At 58.3% G+C, this 14,872-nt stretch carries 9 protein-coding genes; 1 reads left to right on the top strand and 8 read right to left on the bottom strand.

What is annotated here, in order from left to right:
- Positions 1-10: 10 nt before the first annotated feature.
- From pyrG to rlmD, 4 genes are all read right to left on the bottom strand, one after another.
- The gene (pyrG, locus tag HCK03_RS05140; protein ID WP_041146974.1) at positions 11-1,648 is read right to left on the bottom strand and encodes a glutamine hydrolyzing CTP synthase; all 1,638 of its coding nucleotides are present in this window, start codon (positions 1,646-1,648) and stop codon (positions 11-13) included.
- A 224-nt stretch (positions 1,649-1,872) separates the two neighbouring features.
- Positions 1,873-2,664 carry a nucleoside triphosphate pyrophosphohydrolase gene (gene mazG, locus HCK03_RS05135; RefSeq protein WP_041146975.1) on the bottom strand — a complete coding sequence of 264 codons (792 nt, stop codon included), beginning with the start codon at positions 2,662-2,664 and terminating at the stop codon, positions 1,873-1,875.
- A gap of 143 nt (positions 2,665-2,807) precedes the next feature.
- Positions 2,808-5,045: a GTP diphosphokinase gene (relA, locus tag HCK03_RS05130; protein WP_041146976.1), complete on the bottom strand. Its 2,238-nt coding sequence runs from the start codon at positions 5,043-5,045 to the stop codon at positions 2,808-2,810.
- Positions 5,046-5,176: 131 nt separating this feature from the next.
- Positions 5,177-6,517, bottom strand: coding sequence for a 23S rRNA (uracil(1939)-C(5))-methyltransferase RlmD (rlmD, locus tag HCK03_RS05125; protein WP_167691221.1), 1,341 nt, complete (start codon positions 6,515-6,517; stop codon positions 5,177-5,179).
- Positions 6,518-6,573: 56 nt separating this feature from the next.
- On the opposite strand from rlmD, the gene barA reads away from it, so the two are divergent.
- On the top strand, positions 6,574-9,327 hold the full coding sequence (gene barA / locus HCK03_RS05120) for a two-component sensor histidine kinase BarA (protein WP_167691220.1): 2,754 nt from the start codon (positions 6,574-6,576) through the stop codon (positions 9,325-9,327).
- 50 nt (positions 9,328-9,377) lie between these two features.
- Here barA and HCK03_RS05115 read toward each other — a convergent pair whose 3' ends face one another.
- From HCK03_RS05115 to gudP, 4 genes are all read right to left on the bottom strand, one after another.
- On the bottom strand, positions 9,378-10,517 hold the full coding sequence (locus HCK03_RS05115; RefSeq protein WP_167691219.1) for a glycerate kinase: 1,140 nt from the start codon (positions 10,515-10,517) through the stop codon (positions 9,378-9,380).
- 70 nt (positions 10,518-10,587) lie between these two features.
- Complete coding sequence (gudD, locus tag HCK03_RS05110; RefSeq protein ID WP_167691218.1) at positions 10,588-11,928, bottom strand: glucarate dehydratase; 1,341 nt, start codon at positions 11,926-11,928, stop codon at positions 10,588-10,590.
- A gap of 18 nt (positions 11,929-11,946) precedes the next feature.
- Entirely contained in the window at positions 11,947-13,287 is a 1,341-nt protein-coding gene (locus HCK03_RS05105) for an enolase C-terminal domain-like protein (RefSeq protein WP_123552068.1), read from the bottom strand.
- A 2-nt stretch (positions 13,288-13,289) separates the two neighbouring features.
- The gene (gudP, locus tag HCK03_RS05100) at positions 13,290-14,642 is read right to left on the bottom strand and encodes a galactarate/glucarate/glycerate transporter GudP (protein ID WP_041146982.1); all 1,353 of its coding nucleotides are present in this window, start codon (positions 14,640-14,642) and stop codon (positions 13,290-13,292) included.
- Positions 14,643-14,872: the final 230 nt, after the last annotated feature.

Raw genomic sequence — 14,872 nt, 5'->3', positions numbered from 1 at the left:
TCTAACTCTTTTACTTCGCCTGACGCTTCTGGTACTCGCTTGCCGCTTTCACAAAACCAGCGAACAGCGGATGACCATCACGCGGCGTAGAAGTAAACTCCGGGTGGAACTGGCAGGCAACAAACCACGGATGGTTCGGCACCTCGATGATCTCGACCAACTGATCGTCCCCGGAACGGCCCGCAACGCGCAGGCCCGCATTTTCAATAGGTTTCAACAACATGTTGTTGACTTCATAACGGTGGCGATGGCGCTCGGTGATTGTCGGCTCGCCGTACAGCTGGCGTACCAGGCTATCTTCGTCCAGCTGACACTGCTGCGCGCCCAGGCGCATGGTGCCACCGAGATCGCTTCTCTCGGTACGGACTTCGACGTTGCCTTCTTCATCACGCCATTCGGTAATGAGCGCCACAACCGGGAACTTACAGTCTGGCACAAATTCCGTGGAGTTGGCGTTCTCCATCCCCGCTACGTTGCGCGCGAACTCAATCAGCGCAACCTGCATACCCAGGCAGATACCCAGATATGGAATATTGTTTTCACGCGCAAAGCGCGCGGTGGCAATCTTACCTTCAACGCCGCGGTAGCCGAAGCCGCCCGGGATCAGGATAGCATCTAAATTCTTCAGAATTTCAACGCCGCGCGTTTCCACATCCTGCGAATCAATCAGCTTGATGTTAACGGTCACGCGATTTTTCAGACCGCCGTGTTTCAGCGCTTCAATCACCGATTTGTAGGCATCCGGCAGCTCAATGTACTTACCGACCATACCGATGGTGACTTCGCCTGCCGGGTTAGCTTCTTCGTAGATAACCTGTTCCCATTCGGCCAGGTTTGCTTCCGGACAGTTCAAGCTGAATCGTTTACAAATATAATCGTCCAGACCCTGAGATTTCAACAGGCCCGGAATTTTATAAATGGAATCGACATCTTTCAGAGAAATAACGGCCTTTTCCGGGACGTTACAGAACAATGCAATTTTAGCACGTTCGTTCGCCGGGACCGCCCGATCGGAGCGACAGATCAGAATATCTGGCTGAATACCGATAGAAAGCAGCTCTTTTACGGAGTGCTGAGTCGGTTTGGTTTTGACTTCACCGGCTGCTGCCATGTATGGCACCAGGGTCAAATGCATGAACAGGGTATGCTCGCGGCCAATTTCTACCGCCATCTGACGGATAGCTTCGAGGAACGGCAGGGATTCGATATCACCGACGGTACCGCCGATTTCAACCAGCACCACGTCGTGACCTTCGCCACCGGCAAGCACGCGCTCTTTGATTGCATTCGTAATGTGCGGAATAACCTGTACGGTTGCGCCCAGGTAATCACCACGGCGCTCTTTGCGCAGGACGTCGGAGTAAATACGACCCGTAGTGAAGTTATTGCGGCGGCTCATTTTGGTGCGGATGAAACGCTCGTAATGGCCCAGGTCCAGGTCGGTTTCAGCGCCGTCTTCAGTAACGAACACTTCCCCGTGTTGGATAGGACTCATGGTACCCGGATCGACGTTGATGTACGGATCCAGTTTCATCATGGTCACGTTAAGCCCACGGGCCTCGAGAATAGCTGCGAGGGATGCTGCGGCAATGCCTTTACCCAGAGAGGATACGACCCCGCCGGTCACAAAAATATAGTTCGTTGTCATGCTGAACCTGAGAAGTTAGGGTGAAACGATGGAATAACCAGGACGGGAAAGTAGTATACCCGAACACGACGAGCGCCACAAACTTTCATTACTCCGTCTCCTTTCCAGGTCATGACAAACATAGGGAGTGAGAAAATAGCCCCTTTTGGGTAAATGTTTTTGACGCAAATCAAGCGCTTGTCATTTAAAAAATCACACAAATAGCGCTTGATCACGAAAACTCGTTAGAGATCAGTTTCCTGCCGCTTTACCTCTTGCCACACTTCTTCCATGGTATCGAGGTCCACGCCGGTCATCTCCAGCCCGCGAGCGCTCACAATGCGCTCAACTTCGCGGAAGCGACGCTCAAATTTCAGGTTGGCTTTTTGCAGCGCGGTTTCGGCTTTGACGCCTAAATGACGGGATAAATTGACCGTCGCAAACAGCAGGTCGCCCACTTCCTCCTCCAGTTTAGCTTCATCTACCACCGCCTGTTGCACTTCGTGCATCACCTCATCGATCTCCTCGTGCACCTTGTCCAGCACCGGGCCGAGCGAGGTCCAGTCAAAGCCCACTCCCGAGCAGCGCTTCTGTATTTTATGCGCGCGCATCAGCGCCGGCAGGCTGTGCGGAATATCATCCAGCGCGGAGTGCTGGGATTTTTCCGCCCGCTCGGCGCTTTTTATCTCTTCCCAGCGCGCCAGCACTTCGCTGCTGGTACCGGCGCTGGCATCGCCGAAGATATGCGGATGGCGGCGCTCCAGCTTGTCGCTGATAGCCGCGCAAACGTCGTCAAAGGCAAAGCGCCCCTCTTCCTGCGCCATCTGGGCGTAGAACACCACCTGGAACAGCAGGTCTCCCAGCTCGCCGCGCAGATCGTCAAAATCTTCGCGGGCAATAGCGTCCAGCACTTCGTAGGTTTCTTCGAGGGTATAGGGGGCAATGGTGGCAAAGGTCTGCTCTTTGTCCCACGGGCAGCCGGTTTCCGGGTCGCGCAGGCGTTGCATAATGCCGAGCAGGCGGTCGATTTGAGTCATGGTGATTCCTTGCAAAATTACGCGTATTTCCCCTCACCCACCCCGTTTAGTCAGAAAACTGCAGCCCGATGCCGGCAGCGCCGGGGCCGAGCCAGAGGCAACCTCTCCCTGCCGGGAGAGGTTGGTGGTGAAGGGGAGAGAAATTAGCCGCCGTGCAGACGGCGGGCATCAATAACGTCCGGCACCTGGTTCAGCTTGCCGAGCACGCGGCCCAGCACCTGCAGGTTATAGATTTCGATATTCATATCGATGGTGGCCAGCTGCTGTTTGGTATCGCTACGGCTGGCAACGCCCAGCACGTTGACCTTCTCGTTGGCGAGGATGGTGGTGATATCGCGCAGCAGCCCGCTGCGATCGTTGGCGACCACGCGCACCACCAGCGAGTAGCCCGCCGAATAGCTCTCTCCCCAGACCGCATCCACGATCCGCTCCGGCGCGTGCGACTGCAGCTCCGCCAGCTGATCGCAGTCCGCCCGATGCACCGAGATCCCGCGCCCCTGGGTGATAAAGCCGACGATCTCATCGCCGGGGATCGGCTGACAGCAGCGTGCGATGTGGTGCATCAGATTACCAACGCCTTCCACAACCACCCGACCGTTGTCTTTGCTGCGATTCTGCGGCGCCCAGCTCTTCTGCTGCAGCTGCTTCAGCGCCGCCGCATCCTGCTCGGCCGCGCTCGGCTTATTGAACTGCGCCTGCAGGAAGTTGACCATCTGGTTAAGGCGAATATCTCCGCCGCCAATGGCCGCCAGCAGCTCATCCAGCTCGTTGAAGTTGTAGCGCGGCAGCAGATGCTTTTCTGCGTCCTTCAGGCTGATGCCGAGATGCTCAAGCTCATCGTCAAGGATCTGCCGCCCGGCGATAATATTTTTGTCGCGATCCTGCTTGCGGAACCAGGCGTGAATTTTCGAGCGCCCGCGGCTGGTGGTGACGTAGCCAAGGTTCGGGTTCAGCCAGTCGCGGCTTGGGTTGGGCTGCTTCTGGGTGATGATTTCAATCTGATCGCCCATTTGCAGCTGATAGGTAAACGGCACAATGCGTCCGCTGATTTTCGCCCCGATGCAGCGATGCCCGACGTCGCTGTGGATGTGGTAGGCGAAATCGAGCGGCGTCGAGCCGGCGGGTAAATCGACAACGTCGCCTTTCGGCGTAAAGACGTATACCCGGTCGTCAAAGACCTGGCTACGCACTTCATCCAGCATTTCGCCAGAATCCGCCATCTCTTCCTGCCAGGCGATCAGCTTACGCAGCCAGGCGATACGATCTTCGTAACCGCGGCCGCCGCCCACCACTGCGCCAGCACCCTCTTTGTACTTCCAGTGCGCGGCGACGCCCAGCTCGGCATCCTCATGCATCTGGCGAGTACGAATTTGAATTTCCACCGTTTTGCCGCCGGGACCGAGCACCACGGTATGAATAGACTGGTAGCCGTTCGGTTTTGGGTTAGCGACGTAATCATCGAACTCATCCGGCAGATGACGATAGTGAGTATGTACTATCCCCAACGCGGCGTAGCAGTCCTGCAGGCGCTCAGCGACGATACGCACCGCCCGCACGTCAAACAGCTCATCAAAGGTGAGATGCTTTTTCTGCATTTTGCGCCAGATGCTGTAGATGTGCTTCGGCCGGCCGTACACTTCGGCCTTAACGCCTTCCGTTTTCATTTCTGAGCGCAGGTGGCCGACGAACTCGTCAATGTAGTGTTCGCGGTCGATTCGCCGCTCGTGCAGCAGCTTGGCGATGCGCTTATATTCGTCCGGATGCAGATAGCGGAAGCAGTAATCCTCCAGCTCCCACTTCAGCTGGCCGATCCCTAAACGGTTGGCCAGCGGGGCGTAGATATTGGTGCACTCTTTTGCCGCCAGTACACGCTCATCTTCAGGCTCGTCTTTGACTTCCCGCAGGTGGGCGATACGTTCGGCGAGCTTGATGACCACGCAGCGGAAATCGTCGACCATCGCCAGCAGCATGCGGCGAATGTTATCCACCTGTTCTGAGGAGACAGAGTCGGTATGGGTGGCCTTGAGCTGGCGGATGGCCGCCATGTCGCGTACGCCGTGGATCAGGGTCACCACCGATTTACCGACGCTCTCCTGCATCACCTCTTCGCTGACGACCTCACCGTCCGCCAGCGGGAACAGCATCGCGGCCCGCAGCGTATCGATGTCCATGCTCAATGTGGAGAGAATTTCTACCATCTCCACGCCGCGCCATAGCAGGATATCCGCACGCGGATGTCCCTGCGTTTGCTCGCGACAATAGTCCCAGGTTTCGGCTAAGCGTTCACACGACTGCTGGCTGGAAATTCCCAGACTCGCGATCCATTTATTCGGGTCAAATTCACCAGCTTTATTTAGATGTGCACTTCTTACCGCAACCATTGTCCTCTCCTTAAGGGACCTGGCCTGCCGAAGTCGGCAAGCCTCAACTTTTACACGTCATCCTGCAAATCGTGTCGCGTCGGCGCCTGTCCGCTCACCTCAGTTTCTGGGCTAAGCGGGCCGCTGAGGATTTACTCTACTGCCGCCTCGATGCGATTCGTATGATTTTGTGCAAGCTTGTGCTCAAACAGCACCATTGATTCCAGATGCCCGGTATGCGGGAACATATCCAGCATCGCCAGGCGTTGGATTTCATACCCCGCCGCTAAAAGCAGTTCGCTATCGCGCGCCAGCGTCGCCGGGTTACAGGAGACATAGACTACGCGCTGCGGGGCTAATTTTATAATGTGTAACATCACGCCAGGCGCACCGGCTCTTGCCGGATCGAGCAGTATTTTATCAAAGCCATGCTGCGCCCAGGCCTGGCGCGTCACGTCCTCTTCCAGATTTTCATGGAAGAATGTGACGTTATGCAGATGGTTAAGCGCGGCGTTCTCGCGCCCCTTTTCCACCAGAGCAGGAACGCCCTCAACGCCCACAACCTGCGCCGCGCGCTGCGCCAGCGGTAGGGTAAAATTGCCCATTCCGCAGAACAGATCCAGCACCCGGTCCTGCGGCTGAATATCCAGCCACTCGAGGGCCGTGCGCACCATCAGCTGATTAACGCCGTCGTTAACCTGAATAAAGTCGCGCGGACTGAACACTAAGCGTAGTCCGTCTGACGTATACCATGGCGCTTCGCCGCTAATATGTTCAAGTATCTCGCTTTGCGGCGCGAGGTACAGGGAAAGACCGTGAGATTGCGAAAATCGTTCCAGTTTTTCTTTATCGCCGGCGGGCAGCGCTGCGGTATGACGCAATACCATCAGCGGCCCGTTATCGGCCTGCACCAGCTCAACGTGGCCCAGCTGACGCACGGATTTCAGACTGCTCAGACATTCGCGCACCGCCGGCAGCAATGCCTCAATAGTGGGCACCAAAACGGGGCACTGCACCACTTCGACAATGTCGTTGGAGCTGGCCTGGCGAAAGCCCATGCGTAATTGTTGGGTCTTTGGCTGATAATTCAAGCTCAGGCGCGCGCGTCGACGATAGCCCCACGGCGAAGCGGCTATAATCTCATCGACATCGCGTTTCATCAGGCGGCCGAGCGCGGCGCGTTTGCTTTGCTGCTGCAGCTCAACGCTGGCATGCTGCTGCTGGCAGCCGCCGCAGACGCCAAAATGCGGGCAGCGCGGCGTCTGGCGCTGCGGGCTGTCGTTGAGGCGGCGTTTTACCGTGGCGTGCGCGTACTGTTTTTTCTCGTCAACCAGCACGACCTCAGCCTGCTCCTGCGGCAGCAGGCCGCGAACAAACAGCGCTTTTCCCTGGTGACGCGCAACGCCCTGACCAAAGGGATCGAGGTCATTGACTGTAACGGTTATGATCTGGCGCGTCGTCACACGCCGTTTTGCAGAGTAGAATTGCGCCATCGTAGAGATTTGTCTCAATAAATATACTGACTCTTATTCTCCCATAACGGAACCGCATGACCAACTACAGCCTACGTGCTCGCATGATGATTCTTATTCTGGCACCCACCGTACTTATTGGTTTGCTGCTCAGTATTTTCTTCGTCGCCCATCGCTATCACGACCTGCAGCGGCAGCTGGAAGACGCCGGAGCCAGTATTATCGAGCCTCTGGCGGTCTCCAGTGAATACGGCATGAATCTGCAAAACCGCGAATCTATCGGGCAGCTGATAAGCGTGCTACACCGCCGCCACTCGGATATTGTGCGCGCAATTTCGATCTATGATTCGCAAAATAAGCTCTTTGTGACCTCCAATTTTCAGCTTAACCCCAGCGAGCTGCGGCTGGAAAAAGGGGCAAAGTTCCCCCACCAACTCAGCGTGACCCGCAAAGGCGACGTGATGATTTTGCGTACCCCTATCATCTCGGAGAGCTATTCGCCCGATGAGTCGCCGGTGACCGATGCCAAAATGCCCGGCAACATGCTGGGCTACGTGGCCCTCGAGCTGGATCTGAAATCGGTACGCCTGCAGCAGTACAAAGAGATTTTTATCTCCAGCGTCATGATGTTGTTTTGTATCGGGATTGCGCTGATTTTCGGCTGGCGGCTGATGCGGGACGTCACCGGGCCGATCCGCAATATGGTGAATACCGTTGACCGCATTCGCCGCGGGCAGCTGGATAGCCGCGTCGAAGGTTTTATGCTCGGCGAGCTGGATATGCTGAAGAACGGCATCAACTCCATGGCGATGTCGCTGGCGGCCTACCATGAAGAGATGCAGCACAATATCGATCAGGCGACGTCCGATCTGCGCGAAACCCTCGAGCAGATGGAGATCCAAAACGTGGAGCTGGATCTGGCGAAAAAACGCGCTCAGGAAGCCGCGCGTATCAAATCAGAGTTCCTCGCCAATATGTCCCACGAGCTGCGTACGCCGCTGAACGGCGTGATTGGCTTTACCCGCCTGACGCTGAAAACCGATTTAAACACCACCCAGCGCGATCATCTGACCACCATCGAGCGCTCCGCCAACAACCTGCTGGCGATCATCAACGACGTGCTCGACTTCTCCAAACTGGAGGCCGGGAAGCTTATTCTCGAGAGCATCCCGTTCCTGCTGCGCAATTCGCTGGATGAGGTAGTGACCCTGCTGGCGCACTCGGCGCACGATAAAGGGCTGGAGCTGACGCTCAATATCAAAAATGACGTGCCGGATAATATTATCGGCGACCCGCTGCGCCTGCAGCAGATCATCACTAACCTGGTGGGCAACGCCATCAAGTTCACCGAGCACGGGAATATCGACGTGCTGGTGGAGCAGCGCGCCATCAGCAACTCCCGGGTGCAGATCGAGATTCAAATCCACGATACCGGGATCGGCATTCCGGAGCGCGACCAGTCGCGGCTGTTCCAGGCCTTCCGCCAGGCTGATGCCAGCATCTCCCGCCGTCACGGCGGCACCGGGCTGGGGCTGGTGATTACCCAGCGGCTGGTGAAGGAGATGGGGGGTGATATCTCCTTCCACAGCCAGCCTAATCGCGGCTCGACCTTCTGGTTCCATATCAGCCTCGACCTTAACCCGAACGCCATTCCCGACAGCCCGCTGACCGACTGCCTGCGGGGGAAAACGCTGGCCTATATCGAAGCCAACGCCGCGGCGGCCCAGTACACGATGGAGCTGCTGGCCAACACGCCGCTGGAGGTGGTCTACAGCCCGACGTTTTCCGCCCTGCCGGAGGCGCATTACGACATTCTGCTGGCCGGCATTCCGGTTTCCATGCGCGACCTTAACCAGCAAAAGGATAAGCTCACCAAAGCCTGTTCGATGGCCGATAATTTACTTCTCGCGCTCCCCTGCCACGCGCAGATCAACGCCGAAGCGCTGAAGCGCGAGGGCGTGGCCGCCTGCCTGCTTAAACCGCTGACTTCAACCCGGCTCCTCCCTGCGCTAACGGCCTCCTGTCGGACGCAGCCCGCGGTGATGTTGACGCATACGGACAGCAGCAAGCTGCCGATGACGGTGATGGCGGTTGACGATAATCCGGCCAACCTGAAGCTTATCGGCGTGCTGCTGGAGGACCTGGTCCAGAACGTTACGCTCTGCGAGAGCGGCCAGCGCTCCGTAGAGCTGGCCAAGCAGATGCAGCTGGATCTGGTGCTGATGGATATTCAGATGCCGGACATGGACGGCATTCGCGCCTGCGAGCTCATCCGCCACCTCCCTCATCACCAGCAAACGCCGGTCATCGCGGTCACGGCCCACGCGCTGGAGGGACAAAAAGAGAAGCTGCTGAGCGCCGGCATGAACGATTACCTGGCAAAACCGATTGAAGAGGACAAGCTGCACAGCCTGCTGCTGCGCTATCAGCCGGGGATGCACGCCGCTGCCCCGCTGGCGGCCGAAGTGGTTGAACCCCCGGTCGATCATAACGTGACCCTCAGCTGGCAGCTGGCGCTGCGGCAGGCGGCGATGAAGCCGGACCTGGCGCGGGAGATGCTGCAGATGCTGATCGCCTTTATGCCAGAGGTGCGTAACAAGGTTGAAGAGCAGCTGGTGGGCGAAGCGCCGGAAGGGCTGCTGGATTTGATTCATAAGCTTCACGGAAGCTGCAGCTACAGCGGCGTGCCGCGGCTGAAGAAGCTGTGTCAGACTATCGAGAGCCAGCTGCGCGCGGGAACCGCCGCCGAAGATCTGGAGCCCGAGCTTCTGGAACTGCTGGATGAGATGGATAACGTCACGCGGGAAGCCTGCAAGCTAATGGGCATCTAGCCCCGGCAGCTCTGCGGGCCCAGGCAGCAGCCCGGCCCCGCGGAGCGCGGCTACAGTTTTTGCCCCATTTTCAGTATCGCCGCTACGTTGCGCGCCGTCATGCGCACGTTATCGGCGGCATTTTCCAGCGCCTCTTCGAGGGTGCAGACCGAATAGAGCACGCTGAAAACCGCATCCAGTCCGTGCTGATGCACAACGCCCACGTCCGCAGTCAGGCTGCCGGCAATGCCAATCACCGGGATGTTGTAGCTTTTCGCCACCTTAGCCACCCCAACCGGCACCTTGCCGTGAATAGTCTGGCTGTCAATGCGCCCCTCTCCGGTGATAACCAGGTCAGCGTCCGCCACCCGCTCCGCGAGGTGCAGGGCGTCGGTCACAATCTCAATCCCCGGGCGCAGCTTCGCCCCGCAAAACGCGTAGAGCGCGGCGCCCATTCCGCCCGCCGCGCCGCCGCCCTCAAGGTGCAGGACATCAATGCCGAGATCGCGATGAATAATTTGCGCGAAATGCGTCAGCGCGCGATCGAGGCGGGCGATCATCTCCGCCGTCGCCCCTTTCTGCGGGCCAAATACCGCCGTCGCACCTTCCGGGCCGGTGAGCAGGTTGGTCACGTCGCAGGCAACCTCGATGCGGCAATCCGTTAAGCGTTGATCCAGCTCGCTGAGGTCAATCTTCGCCAGCGCCTCCAGCGCCGCGCCGCCGGCCGCTAGCTGCCGATTATCTTCCGTCAGCAGCTTGCCGCCCAGCGCCTGCACCATCCCGGCGCCGCCGTCGTTAGTGGCGCTGCCGCCGATGCCGATAATAATCTGCTTCACGCCGCTGTCCAGCGCGTGGCGGATCAGCTCCCCGGTCCCCCAGCTGGTGGTGAGCAGCGGATTACGGCGCGCCGGCGGTACGCTCTCCAGGCCGCTGGCCGCCGCCATTTCGATATAGGCGCAGCGTTCGTCGCCGGAAAGGCCGTAAAACGCGTTCACCGGCTCGCCGAGCGGGCCGGTAACAACAGCCCGCACCAGATGCCCCTGAGTGGCGGCGACCATCGCTTCGACGGTCCCCTCCCCGCCGTCGGCGACCGGTAGCTTGAGGTATTCTGCATCGGGATAAATCTCCCTGAACCCCTGCTCTATCGCGGTCGCTACGCCCAGCGCACTCAGGCTCTCCTTGTATGAATCTGGTGCAATGACTATTTTCATAAGCTGTCCTTAACATGAACACAAGCCAGATAGCAAAAAGCGACCGGCCCCCGCAGGAGCCGGTTTGTCCTCAGCGCACCATGCACGGGCGCTTGTTATTAAACGTCCACTCCGGGATCAGGTACTGCATCGCCATCGCATCGTCGCGAGCGCCCAGGCCGTGCTTTTTATACAGCTCATTGGCCAGCATAACGCGGTCCATATCGAGCTCTACGCCAAGGCCTGGCGTCGAAGGTACCTGCACCATACCACCTTTGATCTCAAAAGGTTGTCGGGTCAAACGCTGGTTCCCTTCCTGCCAGATCCAGTGGGTATCAATGGCGGTGATCTTACCCGGTGCCGCCGCCGCAACGTGGGTGAACATCGCCAGCGAGATATCAAAATGGTTATTGGAGTGCGAACCCCAGGTCAGGCCAAACTCATGGCACATCTGGGCAACGCGCACCGATCCCTGCATGGTCCAGAAGTGCGGATCGGCCAGCGGGATATCAACCGACTGCAGCGACAGGGTGTGCCCCATCTGCCGCCAGTCGGTGGCAATCATATTGGTCGCCGTCGGCAGACCGGTCGCGCGGCGGAATTCAGCCATCACCTCACGGCCGGAGTAACCCTGCTCGGCCCCGCACGGATCTTCCGCGTAGGCCAGCACGCCTTTCAGCTGTTTACCAATGGCGATGGCTTCGTCGAGCAGCCAGGCGCCGTTCGGGTCAAGCGTCACCCGCGCCTGCGGGAAGCGCTTCGCCAGCGCGACGATAGACTCGGCCTCCTCTTCGCCGGCCAGCACGCCGCCTTTGAGTTTGAAATCGTTGAAGCCGTACTTCTCATAGGCCGCTTCCGCCAGGCGCACGACGGCGTCCGGGGTCATGGCCTCTTCGTGGCGCAGCCGATACCAGTCACACTTCTCATCCGTCTGGCTCTGGTAGGCCAGCGGCGTGGCCTGCCGGTTGCCGACGAAGAACAGATAACCAAGCATTTCCACTTCGCTACGCTGCTGCCCGTCGCCCAGCAGCGAAGCCACGTTCACCCCAAGGTGCTGCCCAAGCAGGTCCAGCAGCGCCGCTTCAATCCCGGTCACCACATGAATAGTGGTACGCAGGTCAAAGGTTTGCAAACCGCGGCCGCCGGCATCGCGGTCGGCAAACTGCTGGCGAACGGCACCCAGCACGTTTTTGTATTCGCCGAGAGTTTTGCCGACAACCAGCGCCGCGGCATCCTCCAGGGTCTGGCGGATTTTCTCGCCGCCAGGAATTTCGCCCACCCCGGTGTGACCCGAGTTATCTTTAATAATCACGATATTGCGAGTGAAGTACGGCGCGTGCGCGCCGCTGAGATTCATCAGCATGCTGTCGTGACCGGCCACCGGGATAACCTGCATAGAGGTGACTATCGGCGTTGAGAATTGCGTCGTCATGATTGAATCCTTTTCTAATTAATTACGGCCGAAAACGGGACGTTTGCGGTCAAATTTCCAACCCGGGATCAGGTATTGCATTGGGGCGGCGTCGTTACGCGCCCCTCCGGGCAGCGTCTTATAGGCCTCGTGCGCCTTTTGCACCTGCTCCCAGTCCAGTTCCACGCCCAGACCCGGCGCGTCAGGTACGGCAATCCTGCCGTTTTCAATCTGCAGCGGATTTTTGGTCAGGCGGCAGTCGCCCTCCTGCCAAATCCAGTGGGTATCGATGGCGGTCGGATTGCCCGGCGCCGCCGCGCCGACGTGGGTAAACATAGCCAGTGAAATATCGAAGTGGTTATTTGAGTGGCAGCCCCACGTCAGCCCCCAGTCATCGCACAGCTGTGCGACCCGCACCGCGCCGGACAAGGTCCAGAAGTGCGGATCGGCGAGCGGGATATCCACCGCGTTGAGCATCACCGCGTGCCCCATTTCACGCCAGTTAGTGGCAATCATATTGGTTGCTACCGGCAGCCCGGTGGCGCGGCGGAATTCCGCCATTACCTCGCGACCGGAAAAGCCCTGTTCGGCGCCGCAGGGATCTTCGGCGTAGGTCAGCACGTCCTGCAGGCCTTTGCAGAGCTCAATGGCTTCATCCAGCAGCCAGGCGCCGTTGGGATCGACGGTAATACGCGCATCCGGGAACCGTTTTTTCAGCGCGCGAGCGGTATCAATCTCCTGCTCGCCCGGCAGCACGCCACCCTTAAGCTTGAAGTCTTTAAAGCCGTAGCGCTCCTGGGCGGCCTCAGCGAGGCGGACCACCGCTTCGCTGCTCAGCGCTTCCTGATGCCGCAGGTGGTACCAGTCGTGCTGGCCTGGGGTAGTCTCCAGGTACGGCAGATCCGTTTTCTGGCGATCGCCGATATAGAAGAGATAGCCCAGAACGGTGACCGCGTCGCGCTGTTTGCCCGGCCCCAGCAGCTCGCACACCGGGACATTCAGCGCTTTGCCCAGCAGATCCAGCAGCGCAGCCTCCAGCGCCGCGACCGCGTTAACCCGCAGTTCGAAGGTCCAGGCGCCGTTTCCGAAAGTGTCGAAATCCGCCGCCTGATTGCCTTTATGCACCTGCTGAACCACCTTGTTCAGGCGCGCAATTTCCTGCCCCAGCACCTGCGGAATCGCGTCCACCAGCGTCTGGTAGATAACTTCACCGCCGGGGGCCTCGCCGATGCCTGTGTTGCCTGCGCTGTCGGTCAGTACCACGATATTGCGGGTAAACCAGGCGCCGTGCGCGCCGCCGATATTCAGCAGCATACTGTCATGCCCGGCCACCGGGATCACCTTCATGTCGGTGACGACTGGAGTCGATTGCGTATTCATCGTTAGCGCTCCCCTACAGGCTTCAGTTCGATACGTTTAATATCCCCCACCAGCACCAGGTAGCTCAGTACCGCCACCAGCGCATGCACCCCGACATAAATCAGCGCCCCGTTAAACGAGCCCGTCGTCCCGACGATGTAGCCGATGGCAATAGGCGTGACGATACCGGAGATATTGCCGAACATATTGAACAGACCGCCGGAGAGGCCGCTTATCTCTTTCGGCGCGGTATCCGCCATCACCGCCCAGCCCAGCGCGCCGATGCCCTTGCCGAAGAAGGCCATCGCCATAAAGCCGATAATCATCCATTCCGCGTTAACGTAGTTACAGAACACCATTACCATCGACAGCAGCATGCCAAGCACGATGGGGGTCTTGCGGGCAATATTCAGCGAGCCGGTGCGGCGCATCAGCCAGTCGGAGATAATGCCGCCTAAGACGCCGCCGACAAAGCCGCAGATGGCGGGAACGGAGGCGACAAACCCGGCTTTCAGAATCGACATGCCGCGCGCCTGCACCAGATAGACCGGGAACCAGGTGATAAAGAAGTAGGTCAACGCGTTGATGCAGTACTGGCCGATGTAGATCCCGACCATCATTCGCGATCCGATCAGCTGTTTGATCTGCCCCCACTTTTCACTGAACGGCACCTTCTGCGCGTTTTTCTTCTGATCCATATTTATCAGCGCCCCGCCGGCGGCGATATAGTCCAGCTCTTTTTGGTTCACGCCAGGGTGCTGATTCGGCTCGTGGATCACTTTCAACCACACGAAGCTAATCACGATCCCCAGTCCTCCCATAAAGAAGAAGACGTGCGACCAGCCGACTTCGTGGGTCAGCCAGCCCATGATCGGCGCGAAGATAACGGTGGCAAAGTACTGGGCGGAGTTAAAAATAGAGACCGCGGTGCCCCTCTCCTGCGCCGGGAACCAGGCCGCGACGATGCGGCTGTTGCCGGGAAAAGATGGCGCTTCCGCTAAGCCGACGAGGAATCGCAGGGTAAACAGCGCGATGATGATGCCAAAACCGCTAAAGATATCGACGAAACCCTGCAAGAGGGTAAACATCGACCAAATGAAGATCGACCAAAAATAGACCCGTTTTGAGCCAAAGCGATCGAGCAGCCAACCGCCAGGGATCTGACCAATAACGTAGGCCCATGAGAACGCAGAGAAAACGTAGCCCATTCCCACCGCGTCGAGGCCAATATCTTTGGCCATTTCCGAGCCGGCAATCGACAGCGTCGCGCGGTCGCCGTAGTTAAAAGAGGTGACGATAAACAGCATCACCACTATCCAGTAGCGGGCGTTGGTGCGTTTTTCCGCGCCGCTCGCCGCCTGACTTAATGTACTCATTGTTGCACTCCTGAATCATAGCAATTAGCTACGTTCATTCTGAACAGCACAACCTGTAGGGTAGTCAGAATGACGTGTTAGTGTTTTCGTTTTATCTGGCATTTTGCTTTTTCAAACTGGCAGGAAAAGTATAAAAAGAGGACATGGCTGGCTCACCGTGCACATACACAGCTTTGCGGGACGTGCTGAAATCGATTTATGGCTTATGCCTAATCAGATGGGGGGTAGTT

Source organism: Klebsiella terrigena, assembly GCF_012029655.1.
GTDB classification, from domain to species: Bacteria; Pseudomonadota; Gammaproteobacteria; order Enterobacterales; family Enterobacteriaceae; genus Klebsiella; species Klebsiella terrigena.
Note: the sequence above shows the minus strand (reverse complement) of the source record. Positions and strands in the feature narration are given on the sequence as shown.